Consider the following 23,259-nt stretch of genomic DNA (forward strand, 5'->3'; position numbering starts at 1 on the left):
ACGGCCTCATGGAACCAAGGGACGCGACGACATCGGGGGTGACCAGCCCCGATTTTCCGCCCGGCACGGGCGTCTGGAAAGACCCGGACGGCACTTGGGCCAACTGGCACGCCCACTTCGGCCAACCCGGCGTACCAGTTGGCCCAACTCGCCGGGCGGGTTGAGGTCAGGGCGTCAGCGACAGGTAGACCAGGATGGCCACGCTCAGCGCGAGCATCGTCATGCCCGCGAAGAGCAGCCGCGTCCGGCGCGGTGGTGGCGCGGTGGTCGGCCTCTGCGGGGGCGGCGAACCGGCCCGCCCGGCCATGATCCGGCCGAGCTGCTCGCGCAACTGGTCCGGGCCCGGCCGGTCCACCGGATTCCGCCGCAGCAGCGCCGACACCACCGGCCCCAGCACCCCGGCCCGCGAGGTGGCCGGCGGTTCCGCGGTGATCGTCGCGGTCAGCGTGGCGGCCGCGCTTTCCCGCGCGTACGGCGACTTGCCCTCCACCGCCGTGTACAGCGTCGCGCCCAGCGACCAGAAGTCCGAGGCGGGCCGGGGGAGTTGGCCCTTCAGCCGCTCCGGCGCGATGTAGCCGGGCGAGCCGTGCAACGCGCCGGTGGTGGCCGCGGTTTCCGCCTCGGTCAGCCGGGCCACCCCGAAATCGGTCAGGAAGATCTGGCCGTCGTCGGCGATCAAGATGTTCGCCGGTTTTACGTCCCGGTGCAGAATCCCGCGATGGTGCGCGTTGTCCAGGGCCTCCACCACCGCCAGTCCGATCCGGGCGACCAGCATCGGCGGCAATGCGCCGTCCTCGTCGACCACCTGTTGCAGTGATCGGCTCGGAATTTGTTCCATGACAATCCACGGCCTGCCGTCCGCACTCACCAGATCGTGGACCCGAACCACGTTCGGGTGATCCAGTCGGGCGGCGCTGGTGGCCTCTCGGCGGATGCGCTCGTGGTGGGCGGCGGCGGTGGCGGCGGACCAGTCCGGCGGGGTGCGCAGTTCCTTGATCGCGACCTCGCGCTCCAGCACGGTGTCGAATCCGTACCAGACCACGCTCATCCCGCCCCGGGCCAGCTCACCGTCGAGCCGATAGCGGTCGGCGAGCAGGTAGTTCACGCGAGGGCTCGCTTTCTCAAAGCGGAGACAGCGCGTCCGAGTCTAGTCGCAAATTGCGAAAAGTCGGAAATCGAATACTCGCGGTAATGGGATCACCTGATGGCATTTTCCCGGATGGGTTAATTTTTGCCAGTGAGTATTTATACGAGTGGCAGCAGCACCCGGAATCGGGTGCCCTGGTCGGTGTGCAGCTCGACCCGGCCGCCGTGCGCGTGCACGATCGCCGCGGTGATCGCCAGCCCCAGTCCGGAACCGCCCTTGGCCCGGCTCCGCCCCGGATCGGCCCGGTAGAACCGGTCGAAGACGTGCGGCGCGTGCTCCGGCGCGATACCCGGCCCGTCGTCGGCCACCTCCAGCACCGCCACCTCACCCCCGGTCGGCGGCGCGGTCCCGGCCGCCGCCGCGGGCGCGGACCGTTGTGCCGCGGCGGCTTCCCTGGTCAGGGTGATCCGCACCGGGGTGCCCGGCGGGGTGTGCCGCAGCGCGTTGGTCACCAGGTTGGCCAGCACCTGGCGCAGCCGGTACTCATCGCCCAGCACCCGCACCGGCCCGTCCTTGGCCACCAGGGTGACCTTGCGGTCGGACTCGTGCGCCCGCGCGTCGTGCGCGGCGTCGCCCGCCAGCACCAGCAGGTCTTGCTCGGCGAAGTCGAAGTGCCGCTGCTGGTCGAGCTGGGCGAGCAGCAGCAGGTCGTCGACCAGCAGGCCCATCCGGCTGGCCTCGGCCTCGATCCGGCTCATGATCCGGTCCACGTCCGCGCGTTCCGGCGCGCCGCCCTTGCGGTACAGCTCGGCGAAACCGCGGATCGAGGTCAGCGGGGTGCGCAGCTCGTGCGAGGCGTCCCCGACGAACAACCGCAGCCTGCCCTCGGACTGCTCGCGTTCGCGCAGCGCGTCGCCGAGCCGTCCGAGCATCACGTTCAGCGCCGCGCCCAGCCGCCCGGTCTCGGTGCGCGGATCGCTGTCCGGCACCCGCCGGTCGATCTCGCCGCCCGCGATGCCCTGCGCGGTCTGCTCGATCCGGTTCAGCGGCCGCAACCCGATGCGCACCACCACGGTCGCCGCCGCGGCCATCAGCCCCAGCACCAGCACGCCGACCACCAGTTCGATCACCAGCAGCTGGTTGAGCGTGGCGTCCAGCCCGGCCAGCGAATGCGCGGTGACCACGGTGTCCCCGGTGGGGGTCACCATCACCCGCACCCGCCAGTCGCTGCCACCGGCCTTGCCGGCCACCACGAACGGCTTGTCGGTCCGGCGTTGCAGCTCGGCGCGGTCCAGACCGGACAGGTCGGGGCCGCTGAGGTCGCCGGGCAGGTTGCCCAGGGTGTCCCGCAGATCGCCGCCCGCGCTGAAGAACAGCACCCTGGCGTCGGTGGGCAGCTGCCGCTCCGGCCTGCCGTCCGGTGGCCGGTTGCGCGGCGGCGGGCGGTCGTTGCTGAACGGCCGGGCCAGTCCCTGCAACTGTTCGTCCACTTTGGACATCAGCGAGCGGGCGAGTAGCAGCTGACTGGTCACCGCGACCACCGCCAGTCCCAGTCCGGACAACAACAGCAGGGTGACCAGCAGCCGGGTGCGCAGGGTCAGCGGCCGCCTCATCGCGCACCGGAGCGGGGCAGCCGCAGGGTGTAGCCGACGCCGCGGATGGTGTGGATCAGCGGCGGATCGCAGAAGTCCAGCTTGCGCCGCAGGTAGCTGATGTAGGACTCGACGATCCGGCCGTCCCCGTCGAAGTCGTAGCTCCACACCCGGTCCAGGATCTGCGCCTTGCTGACCACCTTCTCCGCGTTGGTGATCAGGTAGCGGAGCAGGTTGAACTCGGTGGGGGACAACGTGATCAGCGTTCCGGACCGGCGTACCTCGTGCGCGTCCTCGTCCAGCTCCACATCGGCGTAACGCAGTTTCCCGTTCACCCCGGCCGGTTCGGCCACCGCCCTGGTGCGCCGCAGGATCGCCCGCAACCGCAGCACGACCTCCTCCAGGCTGAACGGTTTGGTCACGTAGTCATCGCCGCCCGCGGTGAGTCCGGCGATCCGGTCGGCCACTCCGTCCCGCGCGGTCAGGAACAGCACCGGCAGCCGTTCCTGCGCCGCCCGCAACCGCCTGGCCAGGGTGAACCCGTCCTGATCGGGCAGCATCACGTCCAGGATCACGATGTCCGGCACCACCTCGCGCGCCACCGTCAGCGCCCTGGCCCCGGTGTCCGCCGCGTGCACCTCGAACCCGCTCAGCCGCAACGCGGCCGAGAGCAGCTCCAGGATGTTGGGCTCGTCGTCGACGACGAGCACCCTGGCCGGGCGGGAGGAGTCAGCGGCGTCCACTCCACCAGTCTTCCCGCCCAGCCTGGGAGTTTCCTGGGAGCTTGCTGGATGGCCCCGATCAGGTGAGGCAGGAGTACAACTTCGGCCCGGTGGCCGTCCCGCCGTAGGCGCCCGGATCCACCAGCACGCAGTTCTGCTCGATCCAGGTGGCCCGCCCGGTCGCGCCACCCCGGCCAGCACGACCGCCGGGGCCCTCGGTGAGCACGAACGCGAGCTTGCCCTCGGCCTGCCACCGGGTCAGCTGATCGACACTGGGCGCGGGATCCCCACCGGAGAACCCACCCATGCCGATCACGGTGACCTCGCTGTTGATCAGGAACGCGGACGCGCCCATCGACCCGCCCTCCACCGCCAGCACGATCTCGGCGCCGCGGGAGTTGGCGTTGGCGTAGTCGAGGATCTTCTTCTGCGCCGCGGTCAACTCGGTGCCCCGCCCGCCGAACCCGCCGCCCAGCACCAGCCGGGCCCCGCCCGGCGGCTGCCCACCGCCCGTCGCGCCGCCCTGCCCGCCACCCTGCGGTTGTCCGCCGCCCTGCGCGCTGCCCGGCGGCTGCCCGCCATCCGGCGCCTGCCCGCCACCTTGCCCGCCGTCCGGCGCCTGCCCATCGGCCCCGGGCGGCAACGCGCCCTGCCCCGCCGCGCCACCGGGCCGCGCCCCACCCCGCCCGCCCAACCCGGCCGTGGCCGGACCCGCGGTCGGATTGGTCCCGTTCATCGCCCCGGCCGTGCCCGCGAACGCCTTCTCCGCCGACCACACCGCGGGCGTCAGCAACAACCCGGCCACCGCCGCGACCGCCCCCACTCGCCGCACCAGCACACCCCGCGGCAGCCGCCCGATCACCAGTGCCAGCACCGCGAACCCGCCGAGGGCCGCCACCGCCCACCGGGTCCACCCCTGCCAGCCGGTGTCCCGCGAGGTCAGCGCGAACGCCCAGGCCGCGGTCCCGGCCACCGCCCACGGCAGCAACAGCCACAGGAACCCCGGAGCCCGGTACCGCCGCCACAACTCCCGCCCGCCCGCCGCCGACACCGCCGCCACCGCGGGCGCCAGCATCGTGGTGTAGTACGGGTGGAAGATCCCTTCGGCGAAGCTGAACACCGCCCCGGTGACCAGCAACCAGCCACCCCACAGCACCCAGCCCGCGCGGACCTGCCCGCTCACCCCGCGCCGGAACACCGTCACCGCGACGACAACCAGCGCCACCGCGCACAACGGCAGCAGCCAGCTGATCTGCCCGCCGATCTGCTCGTTGAACATCCGCAACGGCCCGGCCGTGCCACCGAACCCACCGCCACCCATCATGCCGCTGGGCGCCTCGGCCCCCGGCGGCGGCGTGCCGCCGCCCGGTCCGCCGCCGGCGCCACGGCCGAAGATCCGCCCCAAACCGTTGTACCCCAGCACCAGATCCAGCGCGGACCCGTCCGTCGAGCCACCGATGTAGGGCTTCTCACCCGGCCACAGGTCCACCACCGCGACCCACCAGAACGACGAGACCACCAGCATCCCCGCTGCCGCGACAAGATCCGCGATCCGTCGCCGCACCGTGCCGATCCCGGCGACCAAGTAGGCGGCCAGGAACACCGGCACCACGATCCACGCCTGCAACATCTTGGTCAGGAACCCGCAGCCGATCAGGAAAGCGGCCAGCAGCAGCCACCGAGTCGTGCTGCCCGCCGGGATTCCGCGTTCCACCGCCCTGGTGAGCGCGTAGGCCGCGGCCACCAGCAACAGCACCAGCAACGTGTCCGGGTTGTTGTCCTGGTTGATCGCCACCGTGATCGGCGTCAGCGCGAACACCAGCGCCGCCAGCAACGCGACATGCTCGCCCGCCCAGCGTCGCACCGTGCGGTGCAACAGGAACACCGCCGCCACCCCGGCGATCACCTGCGGCAGCAACACCGCCCAGCCACTGTAACCGAAAATCCACACCGACAGCACCTGCGGCCACAACCCCATCGGGGGTTTGTCCACAGTGACGACCCCGGCCGGATCGAAGGAGGCGAACAGGAAATCGGTGAAGCTCCGCGACATCGACTTCACCGCGGCCGAGTAGTACGCGTTGCCCCAGCCCGCCGAGCCGAGCGCCCAGCCGTAGAGCACGGCGGCGAGCACACAGATCGCGAGCAGCGCCCACGGCCGCCAACGAGTCCTGGTCATGCGTATTTCTCCTTGCCATCACGGAAGATCCAGCTGCGCAGCACCACGAACCGGGCCGCCGTACCCAGCACCGAGGCGGTCAGCAACACGCTGATCTCCAGCCAGCGCGAGGGATCAGGGTCGGCGGCGTGCAGCGCGAGCAGCGCGCCCGAGGTGAGCGCGTAGTACAACGCGAAGACCAGCAGCCCCTGCAGGTGCACCCGGCGTTTCGACCCGCTCCAGCCGAGGAAGGTGAACCGCCGGTTGGCCTCGGTGTTCAGGATCGTGGTCAGGGTGAGCGCGAACAGGTTGGCGGGCAACGGATCCAGCCAGCCTCGGAACAACGCGTACAGCGCCGCGGTGGCCACAGTGGACAGTGCGCCGATCAGCCCGAAGGACACCAGCTGCCACAGCAACCCACTGTCCCGCCGCCCGAGTACCGCGTCCGGGTGGATCGGCGCGGGGTCCGGCCGGGTGGGCAGGTTGTGCACGGTGGCCGTTCCGCTCGCCCTGGCCCGCGCCACCCGGAGCAGCCCGCGCACGTCCTCCCAGGCCGTCTTCGCGATCCGCACCCGGCTGTCGGTGTCCTCGACCCAGTCCACCGGCACCTCGTGCACCCGCAACCCGTTGTGCTCGGCCAGCAACAGCAGTTCGGTGTCGAAGAACCAGGAGTTGTCCGCGACCTTCTCCAGCAGCGGCCGGATCACCTCGGCCCGCGCGGCCTTGAACCCGCACTGCGCGTCGGAGAACCGGGCGCCGTGCGCGAGCCGGATCAGCGAGTTGTAGCCGCGCGAGATCAACTCCCGCTGTGGCCCGCGCACCGTGCGCGACCCCGCCGCCAGCCGAGAGCCGATGGCCAGGTCGGAGTGCCCGTTCACCAGCGGCGCGACCAGCGGCAGCAACGCGTCCAGGCCGGTGGACAGGTCCACGTCCATGTAGACCACCACATCGGCGTCGCTCCAGCCCCACGCGGTGCGCAGCGCCAGCCCGCGGCCCTTCTCCTCCAGCCGCAGCACCCGGATCCGCGACGACGCCCCGGCCAGCCGCCTGGCCACGGTGAGCGTGCCGTCGGTGCTGGCGTTGTCGGCCACGGTGATGGTCCAGTCGAACGGGAAGTGCGCGCTCAGGTAGGCGTGCAGCACGTGCAGGCAGCCGGGTAACGCCTTCTCCTCGTTGAACACCGGCACCACGATGTCCACGCTCGCGGTCCGCTGCCGCTCCGGACGTTCAGCCCGGGGTCCGGCGCCCCTGGTCACGGCCGCACCACCCATGTCGATCACCAACCCTCCACGCCACGGCCGCGTTTCTCGCGACCGGTGTCAGGTATGGCCGCCGGATGTGCGAGAACCCTGGACCGGGCCTGGGAGACAGCTGGGAGCGGCGGAGTTCGATCGCTCGGCTTACCCTGTCGGGTGATGAGCACCGAGACCACGCCCGCGAACCCCGCCGCGCCCCGCCGTCTGCCGCTGATCCTGCTGGTGGCCGCGGTGCTGCTGGTGCTGGACCAGCTCACCAAGCTGTGGGCGGTGGACGCGCTCACCGGCCAGGCCCCGATCCCGGTGATCGGGGAGTTCATCCGCTTCCGGCTGCTCTACAACCCGGGCGCGGCCTTCTCCCTTGGCGCCGATTCGACCTGGGTCTTCGCCATCCTCAGCGGCGTGGCGGTGATCGCGCTGGTGTGGATCGCGCTGCGGGTCCGCTCCACCGGCTGGGCGCTGGCGCTGGGCCTGCTGCTCGGCGGCGCGAGCACACACCTGCTGGACCGGCTCTTCCGCGATCCAGGGTTCGCCCGCGGCCACGTGGTCGACTTCATCGACTACAACGGCTGGTTCGTCGGCAATGTCGCCGACATCGCGCTGTTCTTCGGCGCGGTCGCGCTGCTGGTGCTCAGCTTCCGCGGGATCAACCTGGACGGCAGCCGGGAGAGCGACAAGAAGGCCGAGGACGCCGCGGCCGAGTAGCTCAGCCGCGGCGCGCCTGGCCGAGCTGCTGCCGCCCGTAGAAGGTGGACAGCAGCAACATCGCCGCACCCGCCGCGACCAGGTCCTCCGCCAGATCGGACACGCTGACCTTGACCGGCTGCCACTCGGGCGAGCGGATCTGGGTTCGCAACGCGCGCTCGATCTCTCGCACGTAATATTCCCGGCCCGCTTCCACCGCGCGCCCGGCCAGCACCACCTGGTCGATATCCAGGAGGTTCACCAGGTCCGCGATGGCGCCGCCGAGCAGCCGGGCCGCCCTGGTCAGCTCGGCCCGCGCCACCGTGTCGCCTGCCGCCGCGTCCGCGCACAGCTGCTGGAACTCCGGCAGCACCTCGGGGTTTATCGGCGAGTGCGGCCCGCCGGTGCCGCGCCTGCGCCGCACCCTGGCCAGCACGGTGGCGGGGGAGCAGAGCACCTCCACGCAGCCGCGCCGCCCGCACGCGCAGTGCGGTCCGGTGGCCTGCAGCGTGGTGTGCCCGAACTCGCCCGCGTTGGTCCGGCTGCCGCGGTGCACCACGCCGTTGAGCACCAGTCCGGCGCCGATGCCGGTGCCGATGTAGACCAGCGCGGCCTCGGCCAGGCCCTCCGCGCGCCAGCCCTCGGCCACGATCGCGGTGTTGGTGTCCTTGTCCAGGATCACCGGCAGCCCGGTCAGCCGGGCCACCCGGTCGCGCAGCGGCACGTCCACCCAGCCGGGCAGGTGGGTGGCCTGGTGCACGACGCCGGTGTGGTGGTCCAGCGGGCCTGGGCAGCCGATGCCGAGGCCGAGCAGCCGTTCCTGGGGCACCGAACCGCTGTTGACGATGCTCAGCGCGTGCTGGGCGAGCAGTGGGATCACCACGTCCGGCGTGGGTTCGGCGGGCATCGGCACCCGGCGGCGTTCCAGCACCGTGCCTGCCAGGTCGACCAGCACGAACCGCAGCTCGTCCCGGTCCACGTGCGCGCCGAGGGCGAACCGGGCCTCGGGCAGTAGCCGCAGCAGCGTGCGTGGTTTGCCCACGGTCGGCGCGGCCTGACCGGACTCGGCGACCAGGCCCTCCTCCATCAGCCTGCCCACGATCTTGGACACCGCCTGCGCGGTCAGCCCGGTGCGCTGGGCGATCTCCACCCGGCTCAGGCCCTCGGTGCCGCGGATGAGGTCGAGCACGAGCGTGCTGTTGTGTCCGCGCAGCGCGCGGAGGTTGGCGCCGCTCGCAGGCGGTCGCGGGGTCGACGGTTCGGACATCAGTTTCAGATCATGACACCTTGCTGTTAATCAACAGTGTTGTTTTAATCAGGTTATGGTCTCCACAGACGACTTGCGTGTCGGGGTGCTGGGCTACGGCATCGCAGGCGCCGTTTTCCACGCCCCACTCATCGCCGCCACCCCCGGTCTGCGGCTGAGCGCCGTGGTCACCGCCAACCCGGAACGCCAGTCCGCACTGCGTGCCCGGCATCCGGAAGCCAGGGTGCTTGACTCCGCCGAGGACCTCTTCGCCGCCAGGGACGAGTTCGACCTGGTGGTCGTGGCCACGCCCAACCGCACCCACGTGCCGCTCACGCTGACCGCGATCGAGGCCGGCCTGCCGGTGGTGGTGGACAAGCCGTTCGCGCCCAGCGCCGACCAGGCCCGACTGCTCGCCACCCGCGCCGCGGCCGCCGGGGTGCCGCTCACCGTGTTCCAGAATCGCCGCTGGGACAACGATTTCCTGACTCTGCGCAAGCTCCTGGACCACGGGCGGCTGGGCCGGGTGCACCGGTTCGAGTCCCGGTTCGAGCGCTGGGCGCCGACCCCTTGGGACAACTGGCGCGAGCTGCCCGGCGCGGAGGAGGCCGGCGGCATCCTGTTCGACCTCGGCGCGCACCTCGTCGACCAGGCGCTCCAGCTCTTCGGCCCGGTGACCTCGGTGTACGCCGAAATGGGCCAGGTCCGCGGCGGCGTCCAGGTCGACGACGACGCCTTCGTCGCGCTGACCCACCAGGACGGCACCCGCTCGCATCTGTGGATGAGCGCCCTGGCCGCGCAGCTCGGCCCGCGCTTCCGGGTGCTCGGCGACCAGGCCGGCTACACCAAGTTCGGCCTGGACCCGCAGGAGGACGCGATGGCCGCGGGCGGCGTACCAGGTTCACCGGGTTGGGGGACCGAAGTTCAGTCGGCCTGGGGACAGCTCGGCGTTGGCGCGGAGTCGGTCCCGTTGCAGACCGAGCCCGGCGCCTACCAGGACTTCTACGCCGCGGTGGTCGCGGCGCTGCGCACGGGCGCGCCGCTGCCGGTCCAACCGGCCGAGGCGATCGCCGCGCTGGAGATCATCGAGGCGGCCAAGCGGTCCGCTGAAACCCGCGAGCCCGTGGTGGTGACCGCATGACCAGCCCCTGGACCCTGGACGAGCTGACCGAGCAGGAACTGGACCTCCAGTTCGACCGCTTCGACAACGACACCGCGTGGGAACTCGGCTCCCAGCTGGTGGCCGCGGCGCGGGCGGCCGGGCTGCCGGTGGTGGTGGCCATCCACCGCAACGGCCAGCGGCTCTTCCACGTCGCGCTGCCCGGCACCTCAGCGGACAACGACGCCTGGGTGGAACGCAAGGCCAGGGTGGTGGCCCGGTTCGGGCACAGCTCGTTCCTCGTCGGCGAGCGCTGCCGGGCCAAGGGCAGCACCTTCGAGGAGACCATGCGGCTGGACCAGGACAGCTATGCCGCGCACGGCGGTTCGTTCCCGGTGACGGTGCGTGGCGTCGGCGTGGTGGGTTCGGTGACGGTGTCCGGACTGCCGCAGGTAGAAGACCATCGATTCGTGGTGGCCCAACTCACGGAGTACTCCCGACTGGCGAAAAGTACTCACTCCATGTGACTAGTAGAACGGCATCCCATCCGTTCGATTGGAGGATGTGCTCCGCCGCGATCCGCGAGCTATAGTTACTGAGTCTCAGCGCGATGGTGGTTCACACCGCCAAGATCATGAGACCTTAGAGCCCCGAGGCCGGACCCCCAGCGGCCTCGGGGCTCTCTCTTGTCTCCGGTCAGCCCGCGATCTTGGCTACCAGCTCGTAGGACCGCAGCCGGTCAGCGTGCCCGGCCACCATGGTGGTCACCATCAGCTCATCCGCCGCGGTCTCGGCCAGCAGCTGCTCCATCCCGGCGGCCACCTGCTCCGGCCCGCCGATGATCTGACTGGCCAGCCTGGCCTCCACGAACTCCCGCTCCATCGGCGAGTACGGGTAGTCCGCGGCCTCCCGCTCGGTCGGGATCAGCCCGGGACGGCCACTGCGCAGCCGCAGGAAGGACAGCCCGCCCGGACCGGCCAGCCAGCGCGCCTGCTCATCGCTGTCGGCGGCGATCACCGAGGCGCAGACCATGGCGTAGGGACGGTCCAGCTCGGCCGAGGGCCGGAAGTTGTCCCGGTAGAGCCGCAGCGCGGGCAGCGTGTTCTCCGCGCTGAAGTGGTGCGCGAAGGCGAACGGTAGCCCCATCAGCCCGGCCAGCTGGGCCGAGTAGCCACTGGAACCCAGCAGCCACAGCGGCGGCCGGTTGCCGGGGGCGGGCACCGCGCGCACCGCGGGCTCCGGCTCACCAGGGCCGATCTCGTCGAAGTAGTGCGTCAGCTCGGTGAGCTGCTCGGGGAAGTCGTCGGCGGACAGCGGCGCGGTGGAGCGGCGCAGCGCGTGCGCGGTCCGCGGGTCGGTGCCCGGCGCGCGGCCGATGCCCAGGTCGATCCGGCCAGGGTAGAGCGCCTCCAGCATGCCGAACTGCTCGGCCACCACCAGCGGCGGGTGGTTGGGCAGCATCACCCCGCCCGAGCCCACCCGCAGGGTCTTGGTGACCGCGGCGACCTGGCCGATCAGCACCGCGGGCGCGCTGCTGGCCACCCCTGGCATGTTGTGGTGCTCGGCCAGCCAGAACCGGTGATAGCCCAGCTTCTCCGTCTGCGCGGCGAGGTCGAGGGTGTTGCGCAACGCGACCGAGGCGGTGGAGCCGTTGGTGACGGTCGCGAGGTCGAGCACGGACAGCGGAACAGCACGAGACAGGGCCATGTTCGACATAACGCGAACGAACCCCGGCTACTTCCCCGGTAATCGGTTCCCTTGGCGTATTTACAGTCACGCCCTGACTGTCTAGACAGTGGGCATGGCCCCTGAGTCGCCCAGCCGACGCACCTTCCTGACGGCCGCCCTCACCACCGCGGCCGCCCCGTTGATCTTCCCCGCGGGCGCCGCCCAGGCCGCCCCGGAGACCTCCGCCGCTGGTGGCAAGCCGGTTGACCGGGAACTGCGGGCACTACTGCGGGAGATCGACCCGAAGCGGATCGAGGCGACCGTGCGCGCCCTCGCCGCCTTCGGCACCCGGCACACCCTGTCCAGCCAGGACGACCCGAAGCGCGGCATCGGCGCGGCCAGGGACTGGCTCTTCGCCGAGCTGAACCGCTACGCCGCGGCCGCGGGCGGCAGGCTGACCGTAGAACTCCAGTCCTACATCCAGCCGCCCGACCCGCGCATCCCGGTGCCCACCAAGATCACCAACGTGCTCGGCACCCTGCGCGGCAGTGGCGGCGGCAAGCGCACCTACGTGGTCGCCGGCCACTACGACTCCCGGGCCTCCGATGTCATGGACGCGGTCAGCGACGCCCCCGGCGCCGACGACGACGCCTCGGGCGTGGCGGTGGTGCTGGAACTGGCCCGGATCATGTCGAAGCGGCCCATCGAGGCCACGGTGATCTTCGCCGCGGTGGCGGGGGAGGAGCAGGGCCTGCACGGCTCCCGGCACCTGGCCAGGCAGCTCAAGGCGGCGGGCGCGGACGTGCAGGGCATGTTCACCAACGACATCGTGGGCAGCAGCACGGCCGATGACGGCAGCAAGGACCCGCGCACGGTCCGGCTCTTCGCCGAGGGCGTGCCCACCTCGGAGACCCCCGAGCAGGCCACCATCCGCCGCTCGGTCGGCGGCGAGAACGATTCGGCCACCCGGCAGCTGGCCAGGTACGTGCGCCAGGTCGCGGGCGAGGACGTCACCGGCATGAACGTCCGGGTGATCCACCGCAGGGACCGCTACCTGCGCGGCGGCGACCACATCCCGTTCCTGGAACTGGGCTTCCCGGCGGCCCGCTTCACCGAGCCGAACGAGGACTTCGCGCACCAGCACCAGGACGTCCGGGTGCAGGACGGCAAGCAGTACGGCGACCTGCCCGAGTTCTGCGACTTCGACTACATCGCCCGCGTGGCCAAGGTGAACCTGGCCACCCTGTGGTCCCTGGCCCAGGCGCCCGGCACCCCTGCCGGCGTCGGCATCCTCACCCAGGCCCTGACCAACGACACCGAGCTGGTCTGGCAACGCGGCCCGGAACCGGACCTGGCCGGGTACGAGATCCTCTGGCGGGAGACCACGGACACCTGGTGGACCCATGTGGTGCCGGTAGGCGATGTCACCCGGGCGACGGTCAAGCGGTCGAAGGACAACGTGTTCTTTGGAGTGCGGGCCGTTGATCGCTCCGGACGTCACAGTCCAGTGGCTTTTCCGTTGCCAGTGCGCTAAGTAGGCCCGAAAAACCCACTCGCGGAGCGTGCGGACACGTACACCCGATGTAAGGACTAATAGGGTGGATGTCGTCAGCTTCCGGTGAAGTGGGGATGGAGGGGTTCGTGGACGCGGTCGTCCATCTGGTCGGCTCGCTGTTGTCGACGCTGCACCGCCTGTTCGGCTTCGCGGTCTGCCCAGGTGACTGGGCCTGGACCGTCACCGCCGCCGGCGTGGTCTTCGGCCTGCTGCCACCGCTGGGCGCGGTGTGCGTGGCCCTGCTGCGACACGGCATCGGCAACCGGTACACCCCCGCGACCACCATCCCGATCGCCCTGTTCGGCCTGCTCGGCACCCTGGTGCTGCCCTGGATGGCGTTCACCGCGACCGACCGGATCATCACCGCCGCCGCCCGCGGCGTGCCCACCGGCGGCCTCTCCGCCGACCTGGGCAGCTTCGGCCGCGACTTCTGCCTGCTGGGCACCCAGGGCCAGTACCTGGCCAACGCCCCGGAGGCGGCGGACGCCCTGTTCAACCCGGGCGGCGCGACCAGCTGGCTGGGCGCCATCGGCTACATCATCCTGCTCGGCGTGCTGCCGGTGCTGATCCTGCTGGCCCTGATCATCCAGAGCCTGCTCGCCTTCCGCCGCGGCCCCAAGTGGCCGGCCTGGCTGTTCTTCCGCCTGCCCTTCGTGCTGCTCGCGGTCCTGACGGTCCCGCTGAGCGCCAGCATCCTCGGCCACCTGTGGCTCGGCTTCCTGCCGACCTCGATCGCGGGCATCTTCGTCGTGATGCTGATCGGCTCCCCCCGGCGTTCGGTGATCAGCCGCTCCGAACGCGACCCCGAACCAGCCGAAAGGCGCCAGTTGGAACCCCGCAAGCCCCTGCCGCCCCCCAAACCGAAGCCCCTGGCGGAACCGGTACGCCCGGCGTCCAACCAACTGCCGAGAAAACCCAGCACAGCACCGCCCAACCCCACCCGCATCGACCCAGCCGTCCGCCTGGCCGAACCGGTCCCCGCCACCAAGGTGACCACCAACGCCGCCGCGGCCCCCGTCGCCACCCACCGCCCCTCAGTCCAGTCCGCCCAACCCCGCAACCCGGCACCCCGCCCGCACACCGCACCGGCCCCAGGCCGCCAGGGGATGCCGCACTCCGCGGGCCAGCCCGCGCCCCCCACGGTCGTCACCGGCCAGAGCCCGCCCACGGTGGTCGCCGGTCAGGGCAACCCCACGGGCGCCGCAGGCCAGGAGCCGCCCACCGTGGTCAGGAGCCAGGAACCCCCCACGGTCGTCCGGGGCCAGGAGCCCCGCACCGTGGTCACCGGCCAGGAGCGCACGGTCATCGCGGGCCACTATGCCCCCACCACGGCCGCGGGCCAGCAGCCCCCGCCGACCCTGGTCGCCGGTCAACCGCCCGCGACAGCCGCAGGCCAGCAGTCCCCGCCCAACGCCACCGGTCAGCCCCCACTCCGACCGCCCGTGGTCGCCAGCGGCAAGCCCCCGACCCTCAAAGCCCCAGCCGCCGCCCTCGCCAACACCCCCGGCCCCCTGCCCGCCTTCCTCGGCGGCGCGGCCGGAGCCGCAGCCGCCGGTGTCGCCGGTGCCGCCGTGGGCGCGGGCCGGATGCCCTCCGGCGCCACCCGCACCACCCCGGTGCTGCCCCGCGGCGGCGTCTGGCAACCCGCCGGCGGCCGGTTCCGCAGGCTGCGCAAACTCGGCGCCGGCGGCTTCGGCCAGGTCTGGCTCGCCATGGACACCAGCCTCGGCCGCACCGTCGCGGTGAAGCTGGCGCACGCCCCCGACGCCGAGACCGAGCAACGCATGCTCCGCGAGGCCCGTGCCCTGGCCGCCGTCCGGCACCCGAACTGCGTCCGGGTCTACGACGTGGTCGAGGAACCCGACGGCCTGGCCATCGTCATGGAGTACATCGAGGGCGGCACCCTGGCCGACGCGGTGCACAACGACGGCGTCATCGACGACGTCTCCGCCGCCCGCCTGTGGGCAACCATGGCGGGCGCCCTGGCCGACGCGCATGACCAGGGCGTGCTGCACCGCGATGTCAAACCGGCGAACGTGGTCCTCGACGAGGGCGGCACCGCCCACCTCATCGACTTCGGCATCGCCCGCTCCAAGGGCGACAGCACCCTGACCGCCACCGGCATGATGATGGGCACCCCGGACTTCATCGCCCCCGAGGTCGCCGCGGGCGCGTCCGCCTCCCCGGCCGCCGACGCCTGGCAACTCGCCGCCACGGTCAGCTACGCCCTGGCCGCCCACCCGCCCCGAGGCGTCTTCGAAACCCCGGTCTCGGCCCTGATGGCCGCAGCCAAGGGCACACCCTGCACCCATCTCCCGCAGCAGAGCGCCCACCGCCACCTGCTCGCGGCGGCCCTGGACCCGGATCCCCGCCGCCGCCCCACCCTGGCCGTGGTGAAAACCGAGGTCTCGGCCTGGCTGATGCGCCACGGCGCGGTCATGGACGGCCCGGTCTCCACCACCGTCATGCCCCGCGCCACCGCAGCCAACACGCCGCCGCCCAAGTACAAGCCGTAAGCCCACCCGGACAAACGAGGGCTCCACACCTGACCACCAGGTGCGGAGCCCTCGCCCTGTCCATCGCCACCACGCTGTCCATCGCCACCACGCTGTGCACCGCCACAACCCGGTCCGCCGCCACAACCCGGTCCGCCGCCACCACGCCGTCGGTCTCGGCTGGCACCGTACGTTCTCGCGCACCGCGGCACATCACCGGCCACCGGCCCGCCGGACCCGCGGGGCCCGCCGGACCCGCACAACAGCGTGCCGCGCCCCCAGCCGGGAACGCGGCACGCGACGCCAAGCCTGCGCTCAGGGCACCAACTGCTGGCGGTAGTAGCGCAGCTCTTCCGGGCTGACCACCCGACGCTGCCCAGGCAACGGCCCCGGCAGCGGACCCGGCAACGGCGGCTCGACCACCGGCGGCGCGGGCGATTCCCCGCGCACCGCCACGGGCGCGAGCAGCTCGACCGAGCGCAGCAGTGCCGTGACCGCCAGCACGATCAGCACACTCGCCGACTGCGCGGCCGCCATCGCGATCTCTGTCGCCGTCGCGTCCACGTCGCTGTACCGCACCAGGAACCAGCCGATCGCGACCACCGCCGCGACCCAGCCCAGCGCCAGCCCCAGCGGACCTGGCCGGTGCGCCGCCCGACGGGCCTTGCCCAGCGCCAGCAACAGGCTCACCACCAGGCAGCACACCGTGGCCGCGAGCAGACCGGCGCCGAGCGTGTCGCTCAGCCGGTGCCAGCCCGCCTGCATGGTCGCCGTCGACACCGACGCCACCCACAGCGCGCCCGGCACCGCCGCCAGCACCCGAAGTCTGCTGGGCAGCACCACCAGCAAGGCCAGCACCAGCGCCATGGCCAGGCTGACGTGACCGCTCGGGAAGCTGTTGTGCGAGGGCAACGGCCCGGTCTGCAACCGCGGCCGCTCCAGCAGCGACAGCTTCAGCACCTGCGAGGCGGCCACCGTGAGCCCCATGCCCACGACCGCGGCCAGCCCGGCCCACCAGCGCCGCCCGACCAGCGCCACCAGGATCACGCCGACCACCGCGCCGATCAGCAACGGACGATCGTCCATCACCTCGAGCAGCCCGGAGTTCCGGTCGCGCAGCCACCCCGTCCCCCGCCCGCCCGCGGCCAGCACCTCGTTCTCCCAGCGCTGCCCTTCCCGGGTGCGCACGAACTGGAGGTAGATGGCTATGAAGGCGAACAGGAACAGTGGCACCGACAGTGCGATCCGCCAGGCAGCGGCAGGGCTGGTCGAGGAGGGACGCATGCCTACACCGTCCATCCGCGATGTATCAGCCGTGCCCGTGGCACGTCATGGTTCTGTCACAGACCAATGGCCTCCTATGTCTCTCGTCGGAATACCAGGTACAGCACCCGCAACGCGATCACCGAGCTGATCACCAGCAGGTTGTAGCCGAACACGTGCAGCAGGCTGATCCCGTCGGCCACCATCGGACCGGCCGTGGTGCTCAGCAACAACACCGCCATCACGCCGGTGGTCGCGGTCAGCACGGTGAGCAGCACCTGGTTCAGGAAACCGCGCAGCACTCGCCGATCCCGCTCATCGGCGAACAACCGCACGTTCATCCCGAGCCGCCCGCGTTCCAGCGCGCCGGTGATCCGCTCCAGCCGCCGCGGCAGCCTGCGCAACACCGGCAGCAGCGCCAGCAACTCCTGGCTCGCCGCCTCCTTCACCGAGGACGGGTGCAGCGCCGCACCCACCTTGTCCGTGGCGAAGGAACGCGCCTCCGCCACGATGTTGAACCCGGGCGCCAGCGCCGCCAGCGTGCCCTCCATCGTGGCCAGCGCGCGGAACACCGCGGCCACCTCCGGCGGCACCGTCAGGTCATAGGCGGCGATCAGCCGGAACAGATCGGTGAACATCTCCACATCCGGCCGCATGCCCGGACCCAGGTGCCGGGCCATGAACTGCCCGACCGCACGCTCCAGCGCGGGCTCGTCGATCTCATCCGGCCGGCTCACCACCTCCAGCAGCGCGTCGGTCATCGCCGCCGGATCACCGCGGTCGATGGCCAGCAACAGGTTCTGCACCGCGCCCCGCAGCTGACCGTCGAGCCGCCCGACCGACCCGAAGTCCAGCAGTCCGAGCCGGCCGTCGGCCAGCGCGAGGATGTTGCCCGGATGCGGATCGGCGTGGAAGACCCCGTCCACCATCACCTGCGCAGCAGGCACCGCAGCAACGCCCTGGCCAGCTCCTCCCGGTCGGTCCGCACCGGCAGCCGTCCGCTCAGCGGCACACCGTCGAGCCGTTCCATCACCAGTACCCGGGTGCTGCACAGCTGCTCATGCAGCACCGGCAGCCGGATCCCGGGATCACCGCCACGCACCGCGGCGGCAGCCTCCACCGCGGCCATGTTGCGCGCCTCGATCCGGAAGTCCAGCTCCTCCCGCAGCGCGTCGGCGAACCCCTTCGCCAGCTCCACCACACCCAGCGCCCGGCCCCAGCGGGTCCTGGCCTCCAGGGTGCGGGCGAGCCGGTCGACGATGTCCAGATCGCGTTCGACCACCGGCCGGATGCCGGGCCGCTGCACCTTCACCACGACCTGCTCGCCGGAGCGCAGCGTGGCCCGGTGCACCTGCGCGATCGAGGCCGCGGCCAGCGGTTCCCGGTCGAACTCGGCGAACACCTCCTCCGGCGCGGCGCCCAGCTCCGCCCGCAGCACCGTCTCGACCTCGGCCCACGGCGCCGCGGCGACCTGGTGCTGCAACCGGCTCAGCTCGGTGATGAACTCCGCCGGCAGGATGTCCCGCCGGGTGGAGAGCACCTGCCCGAACTTCACGAACGTGACCCCGCCGTCCTCCAGCGCCAGCCACAGCGATCTGGCCAGCTTGGACTGCCCCTGCGGCACCGATCTCCGGCTGCCACGCAGGTAGGGGCCGAGCCCGTGCCGGAAGGCGATCCGGCTGATCTGCGAGTACCGCCGCGCACGCCCGAACCGGCGCCGCAGTCCACGCAGCCAGTCCACCGGACCCGGCACCGAGCCCGTTGGCACCAGCACCTCGGCCAGCACGAGCAGCACCATCGGCACCAGCACCGCCAGCCCGATCCAGACGGTGACCAGCGAGCCCTTGCTGTCCGCCTCGAACAGCACCCGCGCCAGCGGCGGGATCAGGGTCAGCCCGATGGCCGCGGCGAGCACCGCCCGCACCAGACCCACCCGGAAGCCCAGCAGCCTTCGCAGCACGATCACGAAGGCCACCAGGACCACCAGGTAGCTGGCCGGTGCGAGCACCAGATTCAGGAACCAGTTGTCGTCCATCGCCTCCGGACGCTACCGAGATTTCCGGGTCGATCCGACCAACGTGATCATCACCCTTCACCCGGGTCAGCGACGAAACTGGCTGCGTAGCGTCACCTCAACGGAGTTGGGAAACGCTGATCAGCACCGATTGCGCCGCACAAGATCACCAAAGACGTGTTCAGATTCTGCTGTGCGCGGAACCGGCACCAGGTCGACCGGCCGCTCCGCGCTGGCCAGGAACCGCAGCAGCTCCCGGGCCACGTTGTCGTTGCGGCGGAAGGAAGGCGCGTTGGTCCGCGGCCGCGCGAACGCCGCCACTGACCGGCCGTTGGTGTGCGCGCCCAGTGCGAACCGCCGTGGGTGCGCCCGCCCGTCCCGGTCCAGCACCCTGGCGTCGTCCCCGCGGATCAGCAACAGCCCGGTGTTGTGCCCGAAAGCCCCCTCGGCCAGCACTTCCTCGGCGCCATCCCCTTCCCGCACCAGCCTGCGCAGCAACTCCGCCGCGCTGTGCCGCGCGTTCGCCCTGGGCAGCCGCGCCTCGATCAGCCCGCTCGCGATCAGCTCCTCGGTGACCCCGGCGCTGCCCGCCACGAACCGCCCGCGCTCGGCATCGGCCCGCACCCACATGTCCGGCCCGAGGAACCGCAGGACCCCGGCCCTGGACAACGCCAGCAACTGCTCCAGCCGATCACCCGGCGGACCGCTGGCGTAGAAGCTGAAGAACCCGGCCCACCAGCCGTCGAACTCCTCGACCTGCGAGCGCGCCGACAACCGCCCGCTCTCCAGCAGCCGCGGCAACTGCCCGTACACCGACAGCAGCGCCAAGAACGCGCCGAGATCCGCCGAGAACGCCGGATCCGACCGCCGCGCCAGGTCCTGCTCGATGTAGTCGTGCAGGTATCCGCCCAGGTCGGCGAACCGGTCGAAGCTCATCCCGCGTAGCGGGCGGTCCAGCGTCGCCAGGTCCAGCCGGTCCGCCTCCACCGGCACCGCCCGCGCCACCAGGTCCCGCATCCGCTGCCCGAGGAACTCCAGCCCGGCGAAGCGCCCGGCGAACTCCGCCCAGTCCATCGCGACCTTGTCCGGATGCCCGGTGAACAGCTCCCGGTAGTACCCCCAGCCGATCTCCTTGGCCATCGCCGGCCACACGTCCCGGCGGAACTCCAGGCGGCCAGGCTGGGCCAGCAGCCCGTCAATGGTGTTGGCGTCGAAGAACTTCGGCAGTTCGGGTGGTTCGCCCTGCAACCGATAGGTGGTCTTCGCGTGATAGGGAACTCCGCGCCGCGAGCCGACGTACAGCACCGGCTCCTGCCCCGAAGGCAGGTACCGCAGACCGTCCTCAACCGACTCGAACCGCCCGCCCCTGCCCTCGGTCAGCAACACCATGAGGTCGATGAACGCCTGCCCGAACCCGCGCACGACAACCGGTTCACCAGCTGGAATGGCCGAGAGGTCGGCGTCGGCGGAGTACTCGGGCGGTAAGTAGGCCAGCCCGTGCTCGACCGCGAAGGCCGCCAGCCGACGGTGTTCCGGTCCGGGCTCGGCGTCCAGGTGGCCGAGTGCGAGCACCACCGCGTCCGCGGCCAGCGGCGTCACCCGGTCGGCCAGCCAGACCTGCTGGGTCTGGTCGCAGTTCCCGGTCACCGCGGTGGCCGTGGTCGCGTGCACGTGCACCGTCACCGAGTCCGGAAGTCGCCTGATCGTGTGACGGAAGAACCACTCCAGATACTTACTCTGCACCTGACGAGTCGGAAAGTCGTTGCCGCGCAACGAAATCAGCTCAGGATCAAGCTCGACGCCGGTGATCTCGCCGGCGCGCCGCGGCCGCCCACTCGGCGAGTGAGGGTCCGGGGCGCACCGGCCCCTGACATCGCACCGACTCGTCGGTGAACATCGTGACGTCCTCGGCCATCGAGTTCATCCGCAGCAATGGTGACTGCGCGTGCCGCCACACCCGTCCGGGGCCAGGCGGGAAGGGATCGACCAGGTGAATCTCCAGCGGTCCAGGGCACAACTCCTCGGCCGCGTCCAGGTTGGCGCTGATCCGCTCCAGCAGACCGGCCCCGTTCGGACCGGCGCCCACGATGACGACCACAGCTGGCCTCGGCATGCCAGATCTCCTTGCGGGAAGAGGGAACGCGAGGCCACGGCGGCGCGCGTCGGGAGAAGGTCAGGCAGGGTGGATCGCCGGAGACGGCGGTGTCATCACGCGGGACGCGCCCCTCAACGCGTCCGGGCACTTCGATCGTGCGCAGCAGCTCACGCGGTGTCAAGGAAACCCGGCCGGGGGTCCACCCTGTGGGCAGCTGTTGACGCGGTGAAGTCCTTGCGGTTCCGTGGATCCCGTGCTGGTGCGTCCGCCGCTCGTGACCCGCGACCACATCGACTTCGGTCGAGTGTGGTCCAGCTCGTGTCGTAGCTGACCGCCTTCTCCGGTCGGCACACGCTCGCGCGGTCCACCCCTCAGCCGGACCCGGCGCCGACCGGCTCCTCGCCCGTCATCACGCGTCTTCGCCAACACCGGTCGTGCCGGCCGGTCGACGCCGCGCGCCCGCGCCACGAGCGCCCGCGCGCCAGAGAGGTCCGACCATGCCTGTGGAGTTCCTGGGAATCGGTGGCACCAACGACGGCTCGGAGACCGCGCCGCGATCCGGCGCCTCCTTCGACCCGGAGTACACGCTCAAGCTCGCCCGCGCGCACGAGGAACACGGCTGGGACCGGGTGCTGTTCGCCTACGGCTCAGGTTCACCCGATCCAGCGCAGGTGGCCGCCTTCGTCGCCGCCAAACTCGACTCCCTGCAGATCCTGCTGGCCCATCGGCCGAACGTCTCCTACCCGACGTATGCGGCCAAGACCTTCGCCACCCTCGATCAGGTGGCAAATGGTCGCCTGACCGTGCACTTCATCACCGGCGGCAATGACAGGGAGCAGGGCCGTGAGGGCGACCGGCTGACCAAGGACGAGCGGTACAGCCGGACCAGGGAGTACATCCAGATCGTCAAGCGGATCTGGACCACCCGGGAGGCGTTCGACCACCACGGCGAGCACTACCGGTTCGACGACTTCGTCAGCGACGTCTTCCCGGTCCAGTTGCCCCGGCCGGAGGTCTCCTTCGGCGGCTCCTCGCCGGCGGCCTACGCGGCGGGCGGCGCCGAGGCCGACATCTACTGCCTGTGGGGCGAGCCGCTCGCGCAGACCGCCGAGCAGATCCAGGCCGTGCACGCCGCGGCCAGGGCGGCGGGCCGCGCCGATCTGCCGCGCATCCAGGTCGCCTTCCGGCCGATCATCGCGCCGACCGAGGAACTCGCCTGGGAGAAGGCCTACCGCACCCTCGATGTGATCAAGCAACGGCGCGAGGGCGGCAACGCGCTGCTGCGCCGCCACCACACCGACGCACCGCAGAACGCGGGCTCGCAGCGACTGCTTGCCGTCGCGGCACAGGGGGAGCGGTTCGACCGGGCGCTGTGGACGCCCACCGCCGCGGCCACCTCCGGCGCGGGCAACTCCACCGCGCTGGTCGGCACCCCGGAGACGGTCGCCCAGGCGCTGCTCGACTACTACGACCTCGGCGTGACGATCCTGTCCGCCCGCGGCTACGACATGCTCAACGACACCATCGACTTCGGTCGCTACGTCATCCCGATCGTGCGCGAAGAGGTCGCCAAGCGGGACGCGGCCAAGCTCGCGGTGCCGGCCTGACGTGCCGGAACTCCCACCCGGCGCCTTCCACTACGTCGTGGTCCGGGACCCGAGGGCGGAACCGCTGCTCAGTCAGCTCGACGCCGACTACCGGACCAGGTACGGCGAGATCGACGAGATGACGCGGTTCCCTGACAGATGAGTTCGGTCCACCGGGCGGCGCGGGTACCGGCGGATCTACCTGACCACCGGTCCCCGGCAGCCGGAGGCGCGGGCGCTGTACCTGCGCATCGGGTACCGGCCGCTGTTCGACCTGCGTGCGGACCCGCTCACCATCGGTCCGCTGCCCTTCGAGAAGGCGCTGCCCGGCGCCCAGACGCCGCCCACCTCGGCAGATGGCCGGAATGTGGCCGGGGCCACTACAACCCGATCTCCGTGATGAGCCCGAGATCGACTTGGCGCCAACCCGCTGACCTGGCCTTTTCCTCGGCTGAACAGCCGATTTGACTTCGCATTCGCCCGAGCGTAACTTTCTCTCTGCCAGCGCGGAACGGCCCCAGAAAGACCGGGGAACGGAGCGCAGGCCAGGGCCGCGAACCAAGCTCCCGCCGTAAGGTGGTAGAGTGGGCGACCGCAGCAAGATCTAGCAACAAAAGCTTCCAGGACAATCAAGCCCCGGAACAACTGTCGGCCTCTGCGGCTGGTGGTTGTGCGGTGTGCGTGTGTTCTTTGAGAACTCAACAGTGTGCCGATGTAAGCCAGTAGAGCTTATATATTT

At 71.3% G+C, this 23,259-nt stretch carries 17 protein-coding genes and 1 pseudogene; 7 read left to right on the forward strand and 11 right to left on the reverse strand.

Translation table 11 applies throughout. The annotated features are described in order from the left end of the window. Window positions 1-166: 166 nt before the first annotated feature. The 5 genes from ACTOWY_RS44025 to ACTOWY_RS44045 form a co-directional block, all read right to left on the reverse strand. Window positions 167-1,105: a serine/threonine-protein kinase gene (locus tag ACTOWY_RS44025; protein WP_441315559.1), complete on the reverse strand. Its 939-nt coding sequence runs from the start codon at window positions 1,103-1,105 to the stop codon at window positions 167-169. 140 nt (window positions 1,106-1,245) lie between these two features. Continuing rightward, the gene (locus ACTOWY_RS44030) at window positions 1,246-2,700 is read right to left on the reverse strand and encodes a sensor histidine kinase (protein WP_441315560.1); all 1,455 of its coding nucleotides are present in this window, start codon (window positions 2,698-2,700) and stop codon (window positions 1,246-1,248) included. After that, window positions 2,697-3,422, reverse strand: coding sequence for a response regulator transcription factor (locus ACTOWY_RS44035; protein WP_441315561.1), 726 nt, complete (start codon window positions 3,420-3,422; stop codon window positions 2,697-2,699). Before ACTOWY_RS44035 ends, ACTOWY_RS44030 begins: the two co-directional genes overlap by 4 nt. A gap of 58 nt (window positions 3,423-3,480) precedes the next feature. Next, window positions 3,481-5,580, reverse strand: coding sequence for an ArnT family glycosyltransferase (locus ACTOWY_RS44040; RefSeq protein WP_441315562.1), 2,100 nt, complete (start codon window positions 5,578-5,580; stop codon window positions 3,481-3,483). Continuing rightward, window positions 5,577-6,830: a glycosyltransferase gene (locus tag ACTOWY_RS44045; protein WP_441315575.1), complete on the reverse strand. Its 1,254-nt coding sequence runs from the start codon at window positions 6,828-6,830 to the stop codon at window positions 5,577-5,579. Before ACTOWY_RS44045 ends, ACTOWY_RS44040 begins: the two co-directional genes overlap by 4 nt. 144 nt (window positions 6,831-6,974) lie before the next feature. Here ACTOWY_RS44045 and lspA point away from each other — a divergent pair, with 144 nt between their 5' ends. Then, on the forward strand, window positions 6,975-7,520 hold the full coding sequence (gene lspA / locus ACTOWY_RS44050; RefSeq protein ID WP_441315563.1) for a signal peptidase II: 546 nt from the start codon (window positions 6,975-6,977) through the stop codon (window positions 7,518-7,520). 1 nt (window position 7,521) lies between these two features. Here the strand turns inward: lspA and ACTOWY_RS44055 are convergent, their stop codons facing one another. After that, window positions 7,522-8,766: an ROK family protein gene (locus tag ACTOWY_RS44055; protein ID WP_441315564.1), complete on the reverse strand. Its 1,245-nt coding sequence runs from the start codon at window positions 8,764-8,766 to the stop codon at window positions 7,522-7,524. A 55-nt stretch (window positions 8,767-8,821) separates the two neighbouring features. On the opposite strand from ACTOWY_RS44055, the gene ACTOWY_RS44060 reads away from it, so the two are divergent. Further along, window positions 8,822-9,886, forward strand: a complete 1,065-nt coding sequence (locus ACTOWY_RS44060) for a Gfo/Idh/MocA family oxidoreductase (protein ID WP_441315565.1) — start codon at window positions 8,822-8,824, stop codon at window positions 9,884-9,886. After that, window positions 9,883-10,371 (forward strand): heme-degrading domain-containing protein, encoded by a 489-nt coding sequence (locus tag ACTOWY_RS44065; protein ID WP_441315566.1) that lies wholly within the window; start codon window positions 9,883-9,885, stop codon window positions 10,369-10,371. The genes ACTOWY_RS44060 and ACTOWY_RS44065 overlap by 4 nt, the downstream gene beginning before the upstream one ends. A gap of 169 nt (window positions 10,372-10,540) precedes the next feature. Here ACTOWY_RS44065 and ACTOWY_RS44070 read toward each other — a convergent pair whose 3' ends face one another. Then, the gene (locus tag ACTOWY_RS44070) at window positions 10,541-11,560 is read right to left on the reverse strand and encodes an LLM class flavin-dependent oxidoreductase (RefSeq protein WP_441315567.1); all 1,020 of its coding nucleotides are present in this window, start codon (window positions 11,558-11,560) and stop codon (window positions 10,541-10,543) included. 85 nt (window positions 11,561-11,645) lie between these two features. Between ACTOWY_RS44070 and ACTOWY_RS44075 the strand changes: the two genes are divergently transcribed. Further along, on the forward strand, window positions 11,646-13,046 hold the full coding sequence (locus tag ACTOWY_RS44075) for a M20/M25/M40 family metallo-hydrolase (protein ID WP_441315568.1): 1,401 nt from the start codon (window positions 11,646-11,648) through the stop codon (window positions 13,044-13,046). A 107-nt stretch (window positions 13,047-13,153) separates the two neighbouring features. Further along, window positions 13,154-15,583: a protein kinase domain-containing protein gene (locus ACTOWY_RS44080; RefSeq protein WP_441315569.1), complete on the forward strand. Its 2,430-nt coding sequence runs from the start codon at window positions 13,154-13,156 to the stop codon at window positions 15,581-15,583. A 294-nt stretch (window positions 15,584-15,877) separates the two neighbouring features. Here ACTOWY_RS44080 and ACTOWY_RS44085 read toward each other — a convergent pair whose 3' ends face one another. The 4 genes and pseudogenes from ACTOWY_RS44085 to ACTOWY_RS44100 all read right to left on the reverse strand — a co-directional run bounded on the left by ACTOWY_RS44085 (window position 15,878) and on the right by ACTOWY_RS44100 (window position 20,952). Next, a complete protein-coding gene (locus ACTOWY_RS44085; RefSeq protein ID WP_441315570.1) occupies window positions 15,878-16,846 on the reverse strand; it encodes a phosphatase PAP2 family protein in 969 nt (322 codons plus the stop codon). 74 nt (window positions 16,847-16,920) lie between these two features. Next, window positions 16,921-18,623 (reverse strand): annotated as a pseudogene (locus ACTOWY_RS44090) (ABC1 kinase family protein). A gap of 357 nt (window positions 18,624-18,980) precedes the next feature. Further along, window positions 18,981-20,582, reverse strand: a complete 1,602-nt coding sequence (locus ACTOWY_RS44095) for an FAD/NAD(P)-binding protein (RefSeq protein ID WP_441315571.1) — start codon at window positions 20,580-20,582, stop codon at window positions 18,981-18,983. Window positions 20,583-20,628: 46 nt separating this feature from the next. After that, window positions 20,629-20,952: an FAD/NAD(P)-binding protein gene (locus ACTOWY_RS44100; protein ID WP_441315572.1), complete on the reverse strand. Its 324-nt coding sequence runs from the start codon at window positions 20,950-20,952 to the stop codon at window positions 20,629-20,631. A 479-nt stretch (window positions 20,953-21,431) separates the two neighbouring features. On the opposite strand from ACTOWY_RS44100, the gene ACTOWY_RS44105 reads away from it, so the two are divergent. Both ACTOWY_RS44105 and ACTOWY_RS44110 read left to right on the forward strand, forming a co-directional pair. Further along, window positions 21,432-22,541 (forward strand): LLM class flavin-dependent oxidoreductase, encoded by a 1,110-nt coding sequence (locus ACTOWY_RS44105; RefSeq protein ID WP_441315573.1) that lies wholly within the window; start codon window positions 21,432-21,434, stop codon window positions 22,539-22,541. Window position 22,542: 1 nt separating this feature from the next. After that, entirely contained in the window at window positions 22,543-22,683 is a 141-nt protein-coding gene (locus ACTOWY_RS44110; protein ID WP_441315574.1) for a hypothetical protein, read from the forward strand. Window positions 22,684-23,259 lie beyond the last annotated feature (576 nt).

This window comes from Crossiella sp. CA198 (assembly GCF_052078295.1).
GTDB lineage: Bacteria > Actinomycetota > Actinomycetes > Mycobacteriales > Pseudonocardiaceae > Crossiella.

Coding starts and splice junctions, on each gene's coding strand:
- ACTOWY_RS44030 (WP_441315560.1), bottom strand. CDS start 2,700: ATGAGGCGGCCGCTGACCCTGCGCACCCGGCTGCTGGTCACCCTGCTG.
- ACTOWY_RS44040 (WP_441315562.1), bottom strand. CDS start 5,580: ATGACCAGGACTCGTTGGCGGCCGTGGGCGCTGCTCGCGATCTGTGTG.
- ACTOWY_RS44045 (WP_441315575.1), bottom strand. CDS start 6,830: ATGGGTGGTGCGGCCGTGACCAGGGGCGCCGGACCCCGGGCTGAACGT.
- lspA (WP_441315563.1), top strand. CDS start 6,975: ATGAGCACCGAGACCACGCCCGCGAACCCCGCCGCGCCCCGCCGTCTG.
- ACTOWY_RS44055 (WP_441315564.1), bottom strand. CDS start 8,766: ATGTCCGAACCGTCGACCCCGCGACCGCCTGCGAGCGGCGCCAACCTC.
- ACTOWY_RS44060 (WP_441315565.1), top strand. CDS start 8,822: ATGGTCTCCACAGACGACTTGCGTGTCGGGGTGCTGGGCTACGGCATC.
- ACTOWY_RS44065 (WP_441315566.1), top strand. CDS start 9,883: ATGACCAGCCCCTGGACCCTGGACGAGCTGACCGAGCAGGAACTGGAC.
- ACTOWY_RS44070 (WP_441315567.1), bottom strand. CDS start 11,560: ATGTCGAACATGGCCCTGTCTCGTGCTGTTCCGCTGTCCGTGCTCGAC.
- ACTOWY_RS44075 (WP_441315568.1), top strand. CDS start 11,646: ATGGCCCCTGAGTCGCCCAGCCGACGCACCTTCCTGACGGCCGCCCTC.
- ACTOWY_RS44085 (WP_441315570.1), bottom strand. CDS start 16,846: ATGCGTCCCTCCTCGACCAGCCCTGCCGCTGCCTGGCGGATCGCACTG.
- ACTOWY_RS44100 (WP_441315572.1), bottom strand. CDS start 20,952: ATGCCGAGGCCAGCTGTGGTCGTCATCGTGGGCGCCGGTCCGAACGGG.
- ACTOWY_RS44105 (WP_441315573.1), top strand. CDS start 21,432: ATGCCTGTGGAGTTCCTGGGAATCGGTGGCACCAACGACGGCTCGGAG.